This is a genomic window from Superficieibacter sp. BNK-5, assembly GCF_047456055.1.
Lineage (GTDB): Bacteria > Pseudomonadota > Gammaproteobacteria > Enterobacterales > Enterobacteriaceae > Superficieibacter.
The window spans coordinates 2,737,722-2,754,989 of sequence record NZ_CP179893.1 but is presented as its reverse complement, the minus strand read 5'-3'; the positions used below and the strand labels follow the sequence as shown (position 1 = coordinate 2,754,989).

Annotated in this window: 17 protein-coding genes and 1 tRNA gene; 11 read left to right on the top strand and 7 right to left on the bottom strand. The window is 53.1% G+C overall.

The features are described from left to right. Positions 1-60 precede the first annotated feature (60 nt). From ACMGGS_RS13250 to ACMGGS_RS13230, 5 genes are all read right to left on the bottom strand, one after another. Positions 61-1,191 (bottom strand): mandelate racemase/muconate lactonizing enzyme family protein, encoded by a 1,131-nt coding sequence (locus ACMGGS_RS13250; protein ID WP_414163041.1) that lies wholly within the window; start codon positions 1,189-1,191, stop codon positions 61-63. Between the two features lie 7 nt (positions 1,192-1,198). Beyond that, complete coding sequence (locus tag ACMGGS_RS13245; RefSeq protein WP_414163040.1) at positions 1,199-3,001, bottom strand: alkaline phosphatase family protein; 1,803 nt, start codon at positions 2,999-3,001, stop codon at positions 1,199-1,201. Between the two features lie 26 nt (positions 3,002-3,027). Beyond that, complete coding sequence (locus ACMGGS_RS13240; RefSeq protein WP_176917514.1) at positions 3,028-3,741, bottom strand: FCD domain-containing protein; 714 nt, start codon at positions 3,739-3,741, stop codon at positions 3,028-3,030. Positions 3,742-3,770: 29 nt separating this feature from the next. Then, positions 3,771-5,123 carry an MFS transporter gene (locus ACMGGS_RS13235; protein WP_414163039.1) on the bottom strand — a complete coding sequence of 451 codons (1,353 nt, stop codon included), beginning with the start codon at positions 5,121-5,123 and terminating at the stop codon, positions 3,771-3,773. A gap of 586 nt (positions 5,124-5,709) precedes the next feature. Next, on the bottom strand, positions 5,710-6,132 hold the full coding sequence (locus ACMGGS_RS13230) for an ASCH domain-containing protein (protein WP_414163038.1): 423 nt from the start codon (positions 6,130-6,132) through the stop codon (positions 5,710-5,712). A gap of 160 nt (positions 6,133-6,292) precedes the next feature. Between ACMGGS_RS13230 and ACMGGS_RS13225 the strand changes: the two genes are divergently transcribed. Further along, positions 6,293-6,763, top strand: a complete 471-nt coding sequence (locus ACMGGS_RS13225) for a GNAT family N-acetyltransferase (protein ID WP_414163037.1) — start codon at positions 6,293-6,295, stop codon at positions 6,761-6,763. A gap of 76 nt (positions 6,764-6,839) precedes the next feature. Here ACMGGS_RS13225 and ACMGGS_RS13220 read toward each other — a convergent pair. Further along, positions 6,840-6,916: transfer RNA gene (locus tag ACMGGS_RS13220), tRNA-Arg, on the bottom strand. Between the two features lie 228 nt (positions 6,917-7,144). Between ACMGGS_RS13220 and folD the strand changes: the two genes are divergently transcribed. The 5 genes from folD to ACMGGS_RS13195 all read left to right on the top strand — a co-directional run bounded on the left by folD (position 7,145) and on the right by ACMGGS_RS13195 (position 11,618). After that, complete coding sequence (gene folD / locus ACMGGS_RS13215; RefSeq protein ID WP_414163036.1) at positions 7,145-8,011, top strand: bifunctional methylenetetrahydrofolate dehydrogenase/methenyltetrahydrofolate cyclohydrolase FolD; 867 nt, start codon at positions 7,145-7,147, stop codon at positions 8,009-8,011. 1 nt (position 8,012) lies between these two features. After that, positions 8,013-8,225, top strand: a complete 213-nt coding sequence (gene ybcJ / locus ACMGGS_RS13210) for a ribosome-associated protein YbcJ (protein ID WP_176917509.1) — start codon at positions 8,013-8,015, stop codon at positions 8,223-8,225. A 201-nt stretch (positions 8,226-8,426) separates the two neighbouring features. Further along, positions 8,427-9,926: a PTS transporter subunit EIIC gene (locus tag ACMGGS_RS13205; protein ID WP_414163035.1), complete on the top strand. Its 1,500-nt coding sequence runs from the start codon at positions 8,427-8,429 to the stop codon at positions 9,924-9,926. A 60-nt stretch (positions 9,927-9,986) separates the two neighbouring features. After that, complete coding sequence (malI, locus tag ACMGGS_RS13200) at positions 9,987-11,003, top strand: Mal regulon transcriptional regulator MalI (RefSeq protein ID WP_414163034.1); 1,017 nt, start codon at positions 9,987-9,989, stop codon at positions 11,001-11,003. A gap of 90 nt (positions 11,004-11,093) precedes the next feature. Further along, complete coding sequence (locus ACMGGS_RS13195) at positions 11,094-11,618, top strand: metal-dependent hydrolase (RefSeq protein ID WP_414163033.1); 525 nt, start codon at positions 11,094-11,096, stop codon at positions 11,616-11,618. A 245-nt stretch (positions 11,619-11,863) separates the two neighbouring features. Here the strand turns inward: ACMGGS_RS13195 and cysS are convergent, their stop codons facing one another. Then, positions 11,864-13,255 carry a cysteine--tRNA ligase gene (gene cysS / locus ACMGGS_RS13190; protein ID WP_414163032.1) on the bottom strand — a complete coding sequence of 464 codons (1,392 nt, stop codon included), beginning with the start codon at positions 13,253-13,255 and terminating at the stop codon, positions 11,864-11,866. Between the two features lie 176 nt (positions 13,256-13,431). On the opposite strand from cysS, the gene ppiB reads away from it, so the two are divergent. The 5 genes from ppiB (at position 13,432) to purK (ending at position 17,265) form a co-directional block, all read left to right on the top strand. Further along, positions 13,432-13,926, top strand: coding sequence for a peptidylprolyl isomerase B (ppiB, locus tag ACMGGS_RS13185; protein WP_176917503.1), 495 nt, complete (start codon positions 13,432-13,434; stop codon positions 13,924-13,926). Between the two features lie 3 nt (positions 13,927-13,929). Further along, positions 13,930-14,655 (top strand): UDP-2,3-diacylglucosamine diphosphatase, encoded by a 726-nt coding sequence (gene lpxH / locus ACMGGS_RS13180; protein ID WP_414163031.1) that lies wholly within the window; start codon positions 13,930-13,932, stop codon positions 14,653-14,655. 116 nt (positions 14,656-14,771) lie between these two features. After that, the gene (locus ACMGGS_RS13175) at positions 14,772-15,575 is read left to right on the top strand and encodes a hypothetical protein (protein WP_414163030.1); all 804 of its coding nucleotides are present in this window, start codon (positions 14,772-14,774) and stop codon (positions 15,573-15,575) included. A 116-nt stretch (positions 15,576-15,691) separates the two neighbouring features. Further along, the gene (purE, locus tag ACMGGS_RS13170; protein ID WP_414163029.1) at positions 15,692-16,201 is read left to right on the top strand and encodes a 5-(carboxyamino)imidazole ribonucleotide mutase; all 510 of its coding nucleotides are present in this window, start codon (positions 15,692-15,694) and stop codon (positions 16,199-16,201) included. After that, complete coding sequence (purK, locus tag ACMGGS_RS13165) at positions 16,198-17,265, top strand: 5-(carboxyamino)imidazole ribonucleotide synthase (RefSeq protein ID WP_414163028.1); 1,068 nt, start codon at positions 16,198-16,200, stop codon at positions 17,263-17,265. Before purE ends, purK begins: the two co-directional genes overlap by 4 nt. The last annotated feature ends 3 nt before the right edge of the window (positions 17,266-17,268 follow it).

Here is a 17,268-nt window from a genome sequence, read left to right as displayed (position 1 = left end):
CTGACTGCTCCTGATAAAAGGCGTTTCGCGCAGGCAAAAGTAGCGAAACGCCTTTCGGATTTACGGTTTAAAAAACGCCAGCGCGTCGCGGTTGATGTCGATCCCTAATCCTGGCGCAGTCGGAATTTGCACTACGCCGCGATGATGGGTTATCGGGCTTTGTAAAATGGCCTGACGAATTGGGTGCTCGGTCTGGTCAAATTCGAGCAGTGGCTGTGCCGGGGTAAGGGAGACCGGCGTGTGGGTCGGCACCAGCGCCATCCACTGAAGAGAAGCCGCAATCCCGACGCCGCTGCCCCAGACGTGTGGATTGGTGCGAATGCCAAACGCCTGCGCCATGTCAGCGATCTTTTTACATTCGCTCAGTCCGCCAGCGGCGCAAATATCAGGCTGGAGAATATCCATCGCCTGTGCGCTAATTACATTTTTAAACCCGTAGCGGGTAAATTCGCACTCCCCACCGGCGATGGGAATCGAGGTTGCCGCTTTGACTCTGCGATAGCCATCGAGATCTTCCGGCGGCACCGGCTCCTCAAACCACGCAATATCCAGCGGCTCGATTTTGCGCGCCAGAGCGATGGCGGCAACCGCATCGTAGGCGTGATTAGCATCGACCATCAGCGCCACATCATCACCGATAGTCTCGCGAATCAGGCGGGTGATGCGATAATCTTCCTCCACGCCAAAGCCCACCTTCAGCTTCATCGCCCGGAAACCCTGTTCTACGTAGCTGGCCGCCTCTTCAGCAAGATAGTCCGCCGCGTTACCGCCGTCGCGACGGTAAAGGCCGGTTGCATACGCCTGCACTTCGCTACGCAGTTGCCCGCCTAATAAGGTATACGCCGGAACATCAAAATATTTGCCGCGAATATCCCACAGAGCGATATCAATGCCGCTGAGTCCTTCGATGAGCAATCCTTTTTGCCCATGATCGCGCAGGCGGGCATAGAGATCCTGCCAGATAAACTCGCTGTTCAGCGGATCGCTGCCAATAATCATACTGCCCAGCTCATCAACCACCGCTTTGGTGATCCGCGCCGGACCGTAGCATTCTCCCCAACCGCAAATCCCCTCGTCGGTTTCAATTTCGACCAGCATGGCAGTGCGCGTGTCGTATCGGGCGCGTGAGTAAGAAAAGGGTTCCTTTAATTTTGCTGACAGCAGATGTGTCTTTACCGCGGTAATTTTCATGGTGTCCTCATACGCCTGAGTTTGGTGACAAAATCATATCGTGCATGACGCGCCCATCCAGGGTGTCCAGCGGTAAGCCGAGCAGACAGGCAATGGTCGCCGCCGGGGCGGTCATGGTGTGTGGCCCCAGCGTTTTACGGTTGCGGTAATAGCCTTCACGCACGCCTGCGCCGTACATCAGCAGCGCGCCATAATTGTTGGAGAGCGTCGTTTCGGCGGTCGGTTTTTGCGGCCCGTGGTTGGCCCCCGGTACCTCAACCGGACAAATATCTTCTTTGCTCTGGCTGACACCCCAGACAAAGCCGCTGTTATAGGCGAAGACGATATCGCCCGCGCACTCGCCCCAGAAACCAATCCCCACCGCATCGTCTTTCAGCAGCGCCAGGCTCACGGCATTACGCGTGACGCCTTTGTCGTCAACCTGCCAGTTGCCCAGCGCCAGCAAGGTGCGGGCGCATACTGCGTCGTAGTCCTGTTCGCTGACGATGCCTGACGCTTCTCGTCCGGCGAGGTTAACGAAGATCTCCAGACCGCCACGTTCATCTTTCAGATAGACCTGACTTTGCGCCATGTCCGGCAGGCCATGCTCGTTGAGCGTCACCAGCTGATGTTTTTCCAGATAGCGGTAGATGTCACACATATAGCTGTTGGGGACCGCGCCGTGATCGGAGGCCAGCATCAGCACGGTGTCGTCATCCATCTCCTGCATCAGTTTGCCGATCGAGCGGTCCAGCACCTGATAGCATTGACGCATCACGTCATCATAGCTCTCTGCCTGAGCGGGATCGTAGAACGGCGAGGCCGGATCGCACTGACCGAGGCAGTTGTGATGGGATTCATCCACCAGACGGTGAACGGTCGCCCACAGGAAGTAATTCTGCCGCTGGGTCAGCTCCAGCGCACTGTTGACCAGCCACAGCGATTGCTCTTCCGCCTCCTGAAGCGTGGCCTGCAAATACGCCTCCTGCGGCGATGCCTTCACCACCCATTTACTGTAAAACGGCGCAGGGGTATTCAAGAGATCGCCAGCCTGCGAATTTGCCAACAGTCGCTGACGGTGCGTCACCTGGCTTTGCAGGATTTCGACATCATCATTTGCCGGATCGAACGCGCCGATATAAAACCGCACCTGACTGGCCGTACCTGCCGCGTCGAAGGTGATCCATTCACTCCAGGTCTGCGGTTCCAGTGCCAGGGTACGTCCGGCCAGTTGCAGCAACGGTTTGCTATCCTGTGCGGTTAGCGTGGCCGTCAGCGACTCGCCCTGATTACCACTCATCGTAAACTGATAGCCTTCCGCCGTTTTACTCAGCGGTTGCCACGCACCTTTATCGTGATAGGCCAGCGCGGAGTTAGGCGGCCAGCCGAGTTTTTGCTGTTTTACCTGCTTATCGCCGGTGCGTGCCGCGTAATGGGTGGTGTAGCCCATAGGTTTAAAGATTTCCGCCGGCCAGGCTTCACTGCGGCCCCAGTAGGGCGCATAGCTGAAATGCGCTTTATCGGCGTTGACGCTTTCCGGAAAATGCACCAGCGCCGCGCGGAGATCCCGTTTGCTCATCTGATCCAGCAAATTCCCGGTGCGCGCGTTGTCCTGCGGCATCCCCTGCCCGATCCATGAGGTGCCCACAGCCTGCCCGCTCAGAAAGGTCACGAAGTTGATGTCGCCCCAGGCGGAGATAAACGGCAGCAGTTCGGTCGCTGCGCCCTGTTTCAGCATGCGTGCAATATGCGGTAAAGCACCTTCCCCGGCATAACGTTGCAGCAGGGGCATCGATAACCCGTCTACACCGAAAAGAATAACTTTTTTCATTACTGACTCCTTCGTCGTTTTCGCTGTTATTTCAACTGACCTGGCCGTGACTGGTTTATTGCCTTTTGATAGTCAATTTTGTTTTCAATCAAACTCTGTAACAGGCTTTCCAGGCTGCTACGGATATGCTTGCGCATGACATTTTCTGCCAGTTCGCCATCGCGGGCTTTTAGTGCAAAAAATATCTCCCGGTGTTCAATCCACGACTGGTATTTTCGGCCCGGCAGACTGCTGGTGATTAAATGGAACATTTGCAGTCGTTCAAGGTGAATACACATCACTTCATTAATTAAATCATTACCGGAAAATCGGAATATCAGGTTATGAATAGAATCCCCCGGATCGTCGACCGACTCTTCATCTTCCTCCAGCAGGACCTGCAATGAATCAAGGTACTGCTCCATTTTAACCAGTTCGTCGTCGCTAATTCGCTCTGCCGCATGGCGTGCGGAGATCCCCTCCAGCGCTTCACGGATCACATACAGTTCTTTGATATCCGTGAGTTTTATGTCGCTCACAAACCAGCCTTTACGCGGTGCCAGTTCAACAAAATGCTCCTGCTGGAGTCGATACAATGCTTCCCGGATCGGCGTCCTGCTCATTTGTAGCCGCTCAATAAGCCACATTTCTGTAATCGACGCGCCGGGCTTCAGATGCAGATTGAGGATCATCGTTTTAATTTCGTCATACGCGACCAGACTCAACGATCTTTTAGTATCAGGTGTATCTGCTATTACCATAATGGACATCCACCTTTATGCTACCGGGTTTATTTGAGAACCAGACGCTGAATTTTTCCTACCATAAATAAATAGAAGAAAATAACCATCACAGCATGAGAAATGACAAACCAGAGCACCGCATGGAACGATCCGGTGATATCCAGGATGTAGCCAGTAATGATTGGCGTGGTAATACTTGAGGCATTACTAAAGGTATTTAGCATGCTGCCAGATAAGCCAGCGATTTCACGCGGCGCGGTATCGGTATTAATCGTCCAGCCCATACCGCCGATGCCTTTTCCAAGGAAGGACATCGCCATAATCGCGATCACCGCCGTTTCTGAATCGGTGTAATTACACAGCACCATCACACAGCACAGCATCATCCCGCTAATAATGGGGATCTTACGTGCCACGGAAACAGAAACGCCTTTTTTGATCAGAAAATCGGAGAAGAAACCGCCGAGCAATCCCCCCAGGAACCCGCATATCGCCGGAATGGCCGCCACCATGCCCGCCTTCATGATGGACATGTTTTTTTCCTGCACCAGATAGATGGGGAACCAGGTGATAAAGAAGAAGCCAATGGCGTTGAGGCAATACTGCGCCAGGTAGGTCCCGAGCATCATGCGGCTGCTGAGAAGCTGTTTAAGATAGCGTAACTTTGGCCCTTCCGGCGCTTGCTGTGCAGCCTTATTTTCATCCAGCGAAATGAGCGCACCGCCGGCAGAAATATACTCAATTTCCGCGTCGTTCACCTGAGGATGCTCTTTCGGGCTTTTCACGATTTTACGGAACAGCGGCAGGAAGGCGATCCCCAGTAAACCGAGCACCGTAAAGACCGAATGCCAGCCCCAGGTATGGGCCAGCCAGCCCATTAACGGCGCAAAGAACACCGTCGAGCCATACTGCGCCGAGTTAAAAATCGCCGCCGCCGTACCGCGCTCGGAGGCCGGGAACCACGAGGCGACGATGCGACTGTTGGCCGGGAAGGAGGGTGCTTCCGAGGTACCGACCATGAAACGCATGGCGAAAATAAACGCTACCGCCGTCGCGCCAGTCACAAAACCTGCCAGACCGGTCATTAAGGTAAACAGCGACCAGAAGAAAATGCTCAGGCTATAAATAAGTCGCGAGCCGAATTTATCCAGCAGCCAGCCGCCTGGCAACTGGAACATAACGTACGCCCAGCCGAAAGCGGAGAAGATAATACCCATATCCACCGGGCTAAGGCCAAGATCTTTGGCCATTTGCGGACCGGCCAACGAAATGGACGAACGGTCGGCATAGTTGATGAGCGTCATAAAAAACAGCATGGCGACCACCAGCCAGCGCACATTTGTTCTTTTGGTGCGGGTTTCGCTTTGTACAGCAATAGGTTTTGAATTTTCCAGTTGCATTGCAGCTGACCTCGTTAATTATCAGTATAAAGACCATGTTTTTTATATGTATTTACAACGTGATAGATCGGTAATGTGAAACAGTGTTGGCGACTCAAAAAATACACTTACTTTTACAACGTGAATCGGAAAAATAGCTAAAAACGAATTGTATACAATACATATACAATAGGAGGAAATATCCGCAGGCGTCTATCGCGATAAAATGGTTTTATGAGACTGGTCACATTACAGGATTTAAAACAAAATAAGATACCTGCAAATTTAATGCATAACCTTTTGTTTTATATGAAAAGTTAAATTATCATATACAATATGCTTACTTTCTTAAGCAATACCAAAATAATGATTTACCTGTTTTAAGATAAATACCAATTGTTCTGAATTAAGAACAATTCATTCGGCAATAAAGAATATTATTTCAGGATCGTGGCCAACGTTTTTCGACTACTTCTACCTTTAAGTATGTTGTAACTAATTGGGATATTAAAGGCGAAACGACAGACAAGGAAATCGGAGGGAAGAACAGGAATATATTACTCGGGCCATCACGGTAGCGTGATAACCCGAGGACGCGTAACGCCCTTTAATCGCGCAGAACGGATTCGACCAGCACGAACGTTTCGAAGATTAATTCCATCTCTTCGCTGAACGTTCCTTCCCGCGTAAAAAATTCCTGATGTTCTTTGCGCCAGTATTGCAGGCTCTTATCACCCTCGCCTTCTGCGGCGGCATCTTGCGCGGTGACCTCGTTAAAGCGGATCAGTTTCAGGCTGGTGGTTCTGATCACACAGGCCGGATTTTCATTTCCATCCAGCACGATATGATAGTCTCCCGGTGAGACCGTCTCATCTCCCTGCTGCCAGGCGGCTAACGAACCACAGCTGGCTTTTTTGTCGCCGGAAATCACTAATTGTGCCAGTTCGTCCGCCATCTCAGCGGAATCACCAAACGACCAGACGTGCGCGTTTGGGTAGCGGGATTTTAATTTATCAAGCGCTGAAAGCATGGTTTAGCCGTTAATGTCGATATAGAGGTAATGACCTTATCACAGCTTTTCAGCAAGATAATGGCGCTTTGCCTGCCAAATATAGTGGGCATTGATAGCCGGAACTGGCGATATCATCTTAAAAAAATGGGCTTTATTAGTAGTCCCCTCAGGAGAACCTATGATCGCGTTAAGGCCAATCCATAAGGATGAGTTTTCTGCTTTTCTCGACTATTTTATTCAGGATTACGCCGCTGAAATCACGGTAAATTATCGCCTGTCTGAACAGGATGCGCTGGCGCAGGCCAGCCGTGATGCGGAACAGAGTTTCCCGCAGGCCGAACAGACGCCGGACCAGATTGTCCTGTGTATCACCCTTCAGCAGGATGCTACACAACAGCATATTGGTTATTTCTGGTATAAGGCAGACACCGTGCTGAAGTCGGCGTATATCAATGACTTTTGTATTTTTGAGCGCTTCAGACGCCAGGGCTACGGTAGCGCGGCGATGAAAGCACTTGAGCAAAAACTGCGTGAGGAAGGGTTTATCCAGTTGAAACTGCGGGTTGCGGAGGGGAATCAGCAGGCGAGACAGTTGTATACGTCTAGTGGATTTTGCGTTACGGGGATAAATATGAACAAGCTTTTATAAGTGCCTGCCGTTGCGGCTTCAGGGTGCGCTTTCGGGCAAGCTGGGGTATTTTTTTGAGACGAAAGATCAGGAGAAATGGTACGCCCTACAGGATTCGAACCTGTGACCCACAGCTTAGAAGGCTGTTGCTCTATCCAACTGAGCTAAGGGCGCACTGAGAAGCGGGATAGCTTCGCGGTGGGTGAAACGCGTGGAATTATACGGTCAATGCCTGCTGAGTCAATGGCTTTACAACTGGATGCTCGGTAAATAAGCGCCCCGGCTGGCCTCCCACCGCTGAAAAGTGACGAATATCAAAAACGAAGACTGACAGCACGCCGCGCTTCTGACAAAATATAACCATCCCACTTATGTATTGTGACAGATGGAATCCTCTCTCTGATGGCAGCAACGATTATTGATGGTAAAACGATTGCGCAGCAGGTGCGCTCTGAGGTTGCGGAAAAAGTGAAGGCCCGCATCGCAGCCGGAAAACGCGCGCCGGGGCTGGCCGTGGTGCTGGTCGGCAGCAACCCGGCGTCGCAGATTTACGTCGGCAGTAAACGCAAAGCGTGTGAAGAAGTGGGCTTTATCTCCCGCTCATACGATCTTCCTGCGACCACCAGCGAAGCCGAGCTGCTTGAGCTGATCGATAAGCTGAACGACGATACCGCGATTGACGGTATTCTGGTGCAGCTTCCGCTGCCTGCCGGTATCGACAATGTGAAGGTACTGGAACGCATTCGTCCGGATAAAGACGTCGATGGTTTTCACCCTTATAACGTTGGCCGCCTGTGCCAGCGCGCGCCGCGTCTGCGTCCCTGCACGCCGCGCGGGATTGTAACGCTGCTGGAGCGCTATAACATTGATACCTACGGTCTGAACGCGGTGGTCATTGGTGCGTCCAATATCGTCGGCCGCCCGATGAGTATGGAGCTGCTGCTGGCTGGCTGCACCACCACGGTGACCCACCGTTTCACCCGCAATCTGCGTCATCACGTTGAACATGCCGATCTGCTGATCGTGGCCGTCGGCAAACCCGGTTTTATTCCCGGTGAGTGGATCAAAAAAGGCGCTATCGTGATTGATGTCGGTATCAACCGTCTGGAAAACGGCAAAGTGGTCGGCGATGTGGTGTTTGAAGACGCCGTCGAACGCGCCTCATTTATCACGCCAGTTCCGGGCGGCGTGGGTCCGATGACCGTGGCGACATTAATTGAAAATACATTACAGGCTTGCGAAGAGTATCACGACGTGGAGGTCGCGTAAGATGGCTACATTCTCCCTGGGGAAACACCCGCACGTTGAACTGTGCGATCTGCTGAAGTTGGAAGGCTGGAGCGAAAGCGGCGCACAGGCGAAAATTGTCATCGCTGAGGGTCAGGTGACCGTTGATGGCGCGGTTGAAACACGCAAGCGCTGCAAAATAGTGGCCGGTCAGACCGTCGCCTTTGACGGACAAAAAGTGACCGTTACCGCATAAGCCTTTCCTTAAAAGCCCTTAGTCATAAGGGCTTTTTATTCGATCCACTTCAAAGAATTACGATTTCCTCTGACTGGCGGTGAAATTTCTGTTGCCAGTTCTCAATCGATCTCACACGATAAGTAGAACGTTCTACTAAAACGTTATACTCACATAATAAAAGATCGGGCGCGTAAGGTGCCAACACCGGGGGAAGTCAGCATGAGTCTGATATCAGGGTTTGTAAAATCGCTTTCAAAGCTCTCTATGATTGGTCGCGCATTAATGCTGCCAATTTCACTGTTGCCAGCGGCCGGCTTATTGCTGGCGTTCGGAGACAAGTTCCATCTGCCGCTGATGATGAACGCGGGCGGGGTCATTTTTGACAACCTGCCCATGCTGTTCGCTATTGGTTCGGCTGTGGGTCTGGCGTCGGAATCGGGTATCGCAGCGTTATCGGCGGCGGTATCGGTCTTCGTCACTAACATCACCATCAGTACCATGCTGTCCATTACGCCGGAAATGGCGTCGCAGGGCGGCAAATATGCAATGGTTGTCGGCATTCCGACGCTGCAAATGGGCGTCTTCGGCGGGCTGATCTGCGGGATCCTCGCGGCGTGGTGCTATAACAAATTCCACACCATGCAGTTGCCGGAGTTTCTCGGCTTCTTCTCGGGTAAGCGTTTTGTGGCCATCGCTACCGCGTTTCTGTCGTTTATTATGGGCCTGCTGCTGCCTTATGTCTGGCAGCATATTCAGGCGGGGATTGATGCCCTGTCGGTCATTGTGAACGGCGATAATCAGGCAGCATCGACCTTTATTTTTGGACTTGTCGAACGTGCGCTGATCCCGCTGGGTCTGCATCACATCTGGTATCCATCGTTCTGGTACTCCTTCGGCGATTACACGACCCAGGCCGGTCAGGTGATCCACGGCGACCAGACTATCTGGTTCAAAATGCTGGAAGATGGCGTGAAATCCTTTAGCAGCGACTCTTACCAGAACGCCGGTAAATTTATGCAGGGCGAGTTCCCGCTGATGCTGTTTGCCCTGCCCGCCGCCTGTCTGGCAATGTATCAGGAGGCGCATACCCGCAACAAAAAGATCGCGGCGGGTATCCTGTTCTCGGCGGGATTAACCTGCTTCTTAACCGGCATCACCGAACCGGTCGAATTTACCTTTATTTTTGTCGCGCCCGTGTTGTATGTGTTTAACGCCATCATGGCGGGTCTTTCGTATATGTGCATGTATTTACTGCATGCGCACATCGCAAAATCATTCTCTGCCGGGCTTATCGACTACATCTCATTTGGTATACTGCCCTCGTTTAACGGCTATCAGACCAACTTCCTCAATGCGATTATCGTTGGGGTGCCGATGGCGCTGATCTATTACTTCACCTTCCGCTTTGTGATCCGCCGCTTTGATGTTAAAACGCCGGGACGCACGGAAGTCACCGCGGATGCCAGCGCAAAAACAGACGACGAGCTGGCCTCGGAAATTATCGGTCTGATTGGCGGCGAGCAGAACATCAACTCTGTCGGTGCCTGTATTACCCGCCTGCGTCTGGAAGTGGCGAAAGGCGATATGGTCGATAAAGACGGGCTTAACGGCATAGGCGCGCGCGGTGTGGTCTACGTCGGTGATAAGGGCGTGCAGATTATTTTTGGTGCTCGCGCGCAGTTTATCGCACAAACGATGTCGTCGATGATTGGCAAATGATGATAGCCTCGCCTCCTGAGCCGTTTCAGGAGGCCGGGCATCTGATTTCAGGGAGCAGACTTGAAGAAGGTCAGTATTATTGATGTCGCACGAGAAGCGGGGGTCTCGGTTTCTACCGTTTCTCTGGTGCTGCGTCAGAAAGGGAAAATTTCCAGTGCGACGATTGAAAAAGTCCACGTCGCTATCAACAAGCTGGGCTACGTGCATAATGTGGCGGCTGCCAACCTGCGCGCGAATCGCTCGAATCTGATTGGCCTTATTCTGCGTGACTTCAGCGACAGCTACTCGATTAAAGTCATGGCCAGCATCGTACAGGAGCTGGAGAAGCAAGGGTTTATGGTGTTTCTCGGCCAGCCGCTCAATGAGGGCGAGCATCTGGAACGCTGTCTGCTCTCTTTTAAACAACAGGGCGTAGCGGGCGTTATCTATCTCTCCTCTGACACGACCTCAGCGAAATTACCTTCCCAAATCCGTCATTGTCCGCTGCCGCTGGTGGTGGTGTCGCAGTCGCTGATAGAGGAAGAGTGCAATCTGGTGATGCGCGACAACCGTCAGGCGGCCACGCTCGCCACGCGTTATCTGATTGAGCGCGGGCATCGCAGCATCGCGTATGTTGGCGGCAAAGAGAACGATCGCATTCGTCATCAACGGCTGTTAGGTTTTCGTAGCGCATTGACGCAAAGCGGGATGGTCTATCGCGATGAAGCGGTTGCCGCCTGTAGCGAAGATACCCGCGCCGTCAGTAATGCCACCCGACATTTGCTGGAAAATAACAACACCATCACTGCCCTGCTCTGCCACTCGCCGGATGCCATTATCGGCTGTATTAACGGTATTCATCAGGTCGGACGCACGGTGGGTAAAGATGTGTTTCTGACGCAACAGGTGGCGCTACTGGGGTTTGAAGATATGCTGCATGTGAATCTGACTTCGCCATCGTTTACCTATGTCTCCTCCGCCAGCGAAGAATCAGGCCGCCAGGCCGCGACGCTGATGATCCGTAAAATCAACGAGCCGGAACTGCTCAATCAGCGCGTTACGCTCTCCGGGCAACTGGTGGTGCGTGAGTCGGCCTGAGATTTTCAGATTGATACCCGACGCGCCTTCTGTACATCTCCGCCTGACAGACGTATAACGGCCTGACGATCACGCTCCGGATAAGCCGTTATGCCAACCATCATTACTCATGCCGCCGTTCCACTGTGTCTGGGCGCTGGACTGGGGTTACGCATCATCCCGCCACGTCTGCTGTTCGCCGGGGTGGTACTCGCTATGCTGCCGGATGCAGATGTCCTTTCTTTTCACTTCGGCGTTGCTTACGGCAATGTGTTCGGTCACCGCGGCTTTACCCATTCCCTGCTTTTTGCTTTTGTGGTGCCGCTGCTCTGCGTGCTGGCCGGGCGACGATGGTTTAAGGCCGGACTGGTGCGCTGCTGGTTATTTCTCACCGTATCGCTGCTGTCGCATAGCTTGCTGGATTCGGTCACTACCGGCGGTAAAGGCGTCGGCTGGCTATGGCCGTGGTCAGATGAACGCTTTTTCGCGCCGTGGCAGGTGATTAAGGTCGCGCCGTTCGCGCTGTCACGCTATACCACGCCTTACGGACATCAGGTCATTGTGTCAGAGTTGATGTGGGTGTGGTTGCCGGGCGTGGTGCTGGCGGGGATGATGTGGTGGTGGCGCAGACGGTAACAATGGTAGGTGTAAGTTTGCCCTTGCGTCGAAAATGCCGGGTGGCGGCTCCGCCTTACCCGGCCTACAGTATTCGTGCACTGAAGGTAGTGTATTAACTTTAGTAGGCCGGATAAGACGCGTCAGCGTCGCCATCCGGCATTCGTTCTCCGGCCTACAGTATTCGTGCGCTGAAAGTAGAGTATTAACCTTTGTAGGCCGGATAAGACGCGCCAGCGTCGCCATCCGGCATTCGTTCCCCGGACTTACTTACGACGCCAGATGGTTCCCTGGGGGCCGTCTTCCAGCACGATTCCCATCTCGCTTAGACGATCGCGCGCCGCATCTGCCGCCGCCCAGTCCTTCGCTTTACGGGCATCCAGACGCTGCTGAATCAACGCTTCGATTTCCGCTACTTCACCGTCGTCAGCCTGCGCACCGCTTTGCAGGAAGGCTTCCGGATCCTTCTCAAGCAGGCCCAGTACCTTAGCCAACTTACGTAACATGGTCGCTGCGGCGTTCGCTTCCTCATTATTGCCCGTTTGTTTAGCGTTATTAACCTCTTTAGCTAAATCAAAAAGTGCTGAGTACGCTTCTGGAGTATTAAAATCATCATCCATTGCATCTTTAAAGCGGTTCTCGTAATACTCCCCGCGACTAAACGCCACATCAGTATTTGAGGTGCCGCGCAGCGCGATATACAGACGCTCCAGCGCCGAACGCGCCTGCTTGAGGTTCTCTTCGCTGTAGTTAAGCTGGCTACGGTAGTGGCCGGACATCAGGAAGTAACGCACGGTTTCGGCGTCGTAGTACTTCAGCACGTCGCGCACGGTAAAGAAGTTGCCGAGCGATTTCGACATCTTCTCGCGGTCAACCATCACCATCCCGGAGTGCATCCAGTAGTTGACGTATTCGCCGTCATGGGCGCAGGTCGACTGGGCGATTTCATTTTCATGGTGCGGGAACATGAGATCCGAACCGCCGCCGTGAATATCAAAATGCGACCCCAACTGCTTGCAGTTCATCGCCGAGCACTCGATATGCCAGCCCGGACGCCCTTCGCCCCACGGCGAGGTCCAGCTTGGCTCGCCCGGCTTGGACATCTTCCACAGCACGAAGTCCATCGGATTACGCTTCACGTCAGCGATTTCAACGCGTGCGCCCGCCTGGAGCTGGTCCAGATCCTGACGCGATAGCTTGCCGTAATCGGCATCGGTTTCGACGGAGAACATCACGTCGCCGTTATCTGCCACGTAAGCGTGGCCGCGCTGTATCAGCCGTTCAACGATCTCAATGATTTCGTGAATATGCTGGGTGGCGCGCGGTTCGCTGTCCGGGCGCAGGATATTCAGCGCGTCGAAATCCGCGTGCATCTCTTTCACCATCCGGTCAACGAGCGAGACAAAACTCTCGCCGTTTTCATTGGCACGTTTGATGATTTTGTCGTCAATATCGGTGATGTTACGCACGTATTTTAGCCTGAAACCTAAAAAACGCAGGTAGCGCGCCACTACGTCGAAGGCGACAAACGTACGGCCATGGCCGATGTGACAGAGATCGTAAACGGTGATACCACACACGTACATGCCCACTTCCCCGGCATGAATAGGTTTAAATTCCTCTTTTTGGCGCGTCAGAGTATTAAAAATTTTTAACATCGAAGATTCCATGTAGTAGACGTGTGTGGATCGTAAAAGCCGTATAATACCTATAATTTGGCGATGAAGCAGCACACTTTGCGGGATGATCGAACCTCTCGCATATGCTATAACATGCCTCTGGCTGTGACCCGCTGTCGGGTCAACGCACCACTATAACGGAACAGGATGCAAAAATGGTTACATTCCACACTAATCACGGCGATATCGTAATCAAGACCTTTGATGACAAAGCGCCTGAAACAGTTAAAAACTTCCTGGACTACTGCCGCGAAGGTTTCTATAACAACACCATTTTCCACCGTGTGATCAACGGCTTTATGATTCAGGGTGGCGGTTTTGAACCCGGTATGCGTCAGAAAGAAACCAAAGAAGCGATCAAAAACGAGGCCAATAACGGTCTGAAAAATACCCGTGGCACGCTGGCGATGGCCCGTACTCAGGCTCCGCACTCTGCGACGGCCCAGTTCTTCATTAACGTGGCGGATAACGACTTCCTGAACTTCTCCGGCGAAAGCTTGCAGGGTTGGGGCTACTGTGTCTTTGCTGAAGTGGTTGAAGGCATGGACGTGGTTGAGAAAATCAAAGGCGTGTCCACTGGCCGCAGCGGCATGCATCAGGACGTGCCGAAAGAAGACGTGATCATTGAAAGCGTGGACGTTAGCGAGTAATTGGTGGCAACACTTTTTATCGCAGATCTGCACTTATGTACCGAAGAACCGGCGATCACCGCCGGTTTTCTGCGTTTTTTAGCGGGTGATGCCCGCCAGGCCGACGCGCTCTATATTCTCGGCGACCTGTTTGAGGCGTGGATTGGCGATGACGACCCGGTGCCGCTGCACCGCGAAATTGCCGCGGCGATTAAATCACTGGTCGATGCCGGCGTGCCCTGCTATTTCATCCACGGCAACCGCGATTTTCTGCTCGGCAAGCGCTTTGCCCGCGAAAGCGGCATGATCCTGCTGGCGGAAGAAAAAGTCCTCGATCTCTATGGCCGCAGGGTGTTGATCCTGCACGGCGACACGCTGTGTACCGACGACACGGGCTATCTGGCGTTTCGGGCCAAAGTTCACCAGCCCTGGCTGCAAAAATTGTTTCTGGCCCTTCCTCTGTTTGTGCGCCAGCGTATCGCCGCGAAAATGCGCGCCAACAGCAAGGCGGCAAACTCCACCAAATCGCTGGAGATCATGGACGTTAACCCGCAGGCGGTGGTCAATGCGATGGAACGCCATCGCGTACAGTGGCTGATCCACGGTCATACGCATCGCCCCGCTGTTCATCAACTTACAGCGAATGATGAGCCTGCGTGTCGCGTGGTGTTAGGTGCCTGGCACAGTGAAGGATCGATGGTAAAAGTGACGCCGGAGGGCGTTGAGTTAATCCACTTCCCTTTTAGCTAATCTCGCTTTTAAAATCGGCTTATTACGATGCAATAGAAAAAATCGCTCTCTATTATCGCTTTCGCTCGTCGTATGAAAAGCGTATGCTTTTTCTTATTGCATAAGGAGGTGCGATCGTGCGAGAGAATTCAGCGTTTACACTCGGTTATCTTATTTGCGCTATTTTTGTTTTTGTCGTTTTTATTGCCGCCAATTATTATCCTGTTTACGCCTACTATGGCTCATCGTTTTATCTACTTGTCTTGTTCAGCTACCTTTTAAACATTGTTTTTATCACATCGCTCGTTGCGGTAGCAGCGATGCCCCGCTTTCGCAAAACCTCCTTTGTGGTACTCCTGATCGCAGGTATTGTGATGTTGCCTTTTAGCACGCTAATGCTTTACGGACTCATGCGCAGAAACGCGCAGCTGCGTTTCCGTAACCTGACGGAATGGAAAGGTTCATTCAGCAGCCCGGAAGTCGCCGTCCTGTGTCGTTACGCCACGAAAAAACCGTTGATCGTTGGTGGCACCCTTTTCAGTTTTGGCCTGGTCAATTTTTTTACGCCCACCAGTATTCTCGGCCCTTTTGCGGCATCCGTCGGCTTTATTATTTTGATGAATATGATACGTTTGCGTAATAAAATATCGATTGGGTTTTATGCCGGGAAACTCATCATCACTCCCACGTTCTTTTCCGATACCTATATTATACCGCTCGCCGATAGCCTTTACCTTAATGACTCTTTCTCTCTCGAAAACTGTCAATTTCGGGTTTTGCACAATAAACGGCTTGAGATTATCTTTAAAAATGACTCAATAATTATTGAACGGGGAAATGAAATAAATGAAGAAGATTTTCTTTTAGCCATAGCGGCGATGAGTAACAAAGCAGGAATAGCCGATTTAAGCGATACGGTATACCCGCCTGAAGTAGGCTGACATCCATAACGATGCGCCTTGCCATCACGACGCAACCGTTTTCCTTGCCGTTTTTCCATGCTATTCTTTGTGGCCTTAGCAGTCTGTGCAGCACACCCACAGGAGTTTTCAGACGCATGTCTTCCCGCAATAACCCGGCGCGTGTCGCCATCGTGATGGGGTCCAAAAGCGACTGGGCTACCATGCAGTTCGCCGCCGAAATTTTCGAAATGCTGAATGTCCCGCACCATGTTGAAGTCGTCTCCGCTCACCGCACCCCCGATAAGCTGTTCAGCTTTGCCGAAAGCGCAGAGAAGAACGACTATCAGGTGATTATTGCGGGCGCAGGTGGTGCGGCGCATCTACCGGGAATGATCGCGGCAAAAACGCTGGTGCCGGTGCTGGGTGTGCCGGTTCAAAGCGCGGCATTGAGCGGCGTTGATAGCCTTTACTCTATTGTTCAGATGCCGCGTGGCATTCCTGTGGGTACGCTGGCGATTGGTAAAGCGGGCGCGGCGAATGCGGCGCTGCTGGCGGCGCAAATTCTGGCGCAGCATGATGCTGAACTGCATCAGCGTCTGGTCGAGTGGCGTAAGGCGCAGACCGACGAGGTGCTGGATAATCCGGACCCCCGAGGTGCGGCATGAAACAGGTTTGTATTCTGGGCAACGGTCAGCTTGGCCGCATGCTGCGTCAGGCCGGTGAGCCGCTGGGCATCCCGGTATGGCCGGTCGGACTGGATGCCGAACCGGAAGCGGTGCCGTTTGCGCAGAGCGTGATCACCGCTGAAATCGAACGCTGGCCGGAGACGGCTTTGACGCGTGAACTGGCGCGTCATCCGGCGTTTGTGAATCGCGACGTGTTTCCGATTATTGCCGACCGCCTGACGCAAAAGCAGCTGTTCGATAAACTCGGCCTGGCGACCGCCCCGTGGCAGCTACTGGCAAATCGCGAAGAATGGCCGGAGGTTTTTGCCCGTCTCGGCGAGCTGGCAATCGTTAAGCGCCGGGTCGGCGGTTATGATGGTCGCGGGCAGTGGCGTTTACGCGCGGCAGAGACGGCACAGTTACCAGACGATTGCTACGGCGAATGCATCGTTGAGCAGGGCATTAACTTTAGCGGCGAAGTGTCGCTGGTCGGCGCGCGCGGGCATGATGGTGCCACGGTGTTTTATCCGCTGACGCATAACCTGCATCAGGACGGTATTTTGCGCACCAGCGTGGCGTTTCCGCGCGCGAATGCTGAGCAACAGGCGCAGGCGGAAACGATGCTTTCCGCCATCCTGCACGAACTGAATTATGTCGGCGTGATGGCGATGGAGTGTTTTATTACGCCGGGCGGGTTGCTGATCAATGAACTGGCCCCGCGCGTGCACAACAGCGGCCACTGGACGCAGAACGGTGCGTCTATCAGTCAGTTCGAGCTACATTTACGGGCGATTACCGATCTGCCGCTACCACAGCCGGTGATCGACAGTCCGTCGGTAATGGTGAATTTGATCGGCACCGATCTTAATTACGACTGGCTGAAGCTGCCGCTGGTCCATCTGCACTGGTACGATAAAGAAGTGCGTCCGGGCCGCAAGGTGGGGCATCTTAATCTTAACGACAGTGACACGGATCGCCTCAGCGCTACCCTGGAAGCGTTGATGCCGCTGTTACCGCCGGAGTATGCCAGCGGGTTGACCTGGGCACAGGGGAAACTGGCGTAAGGC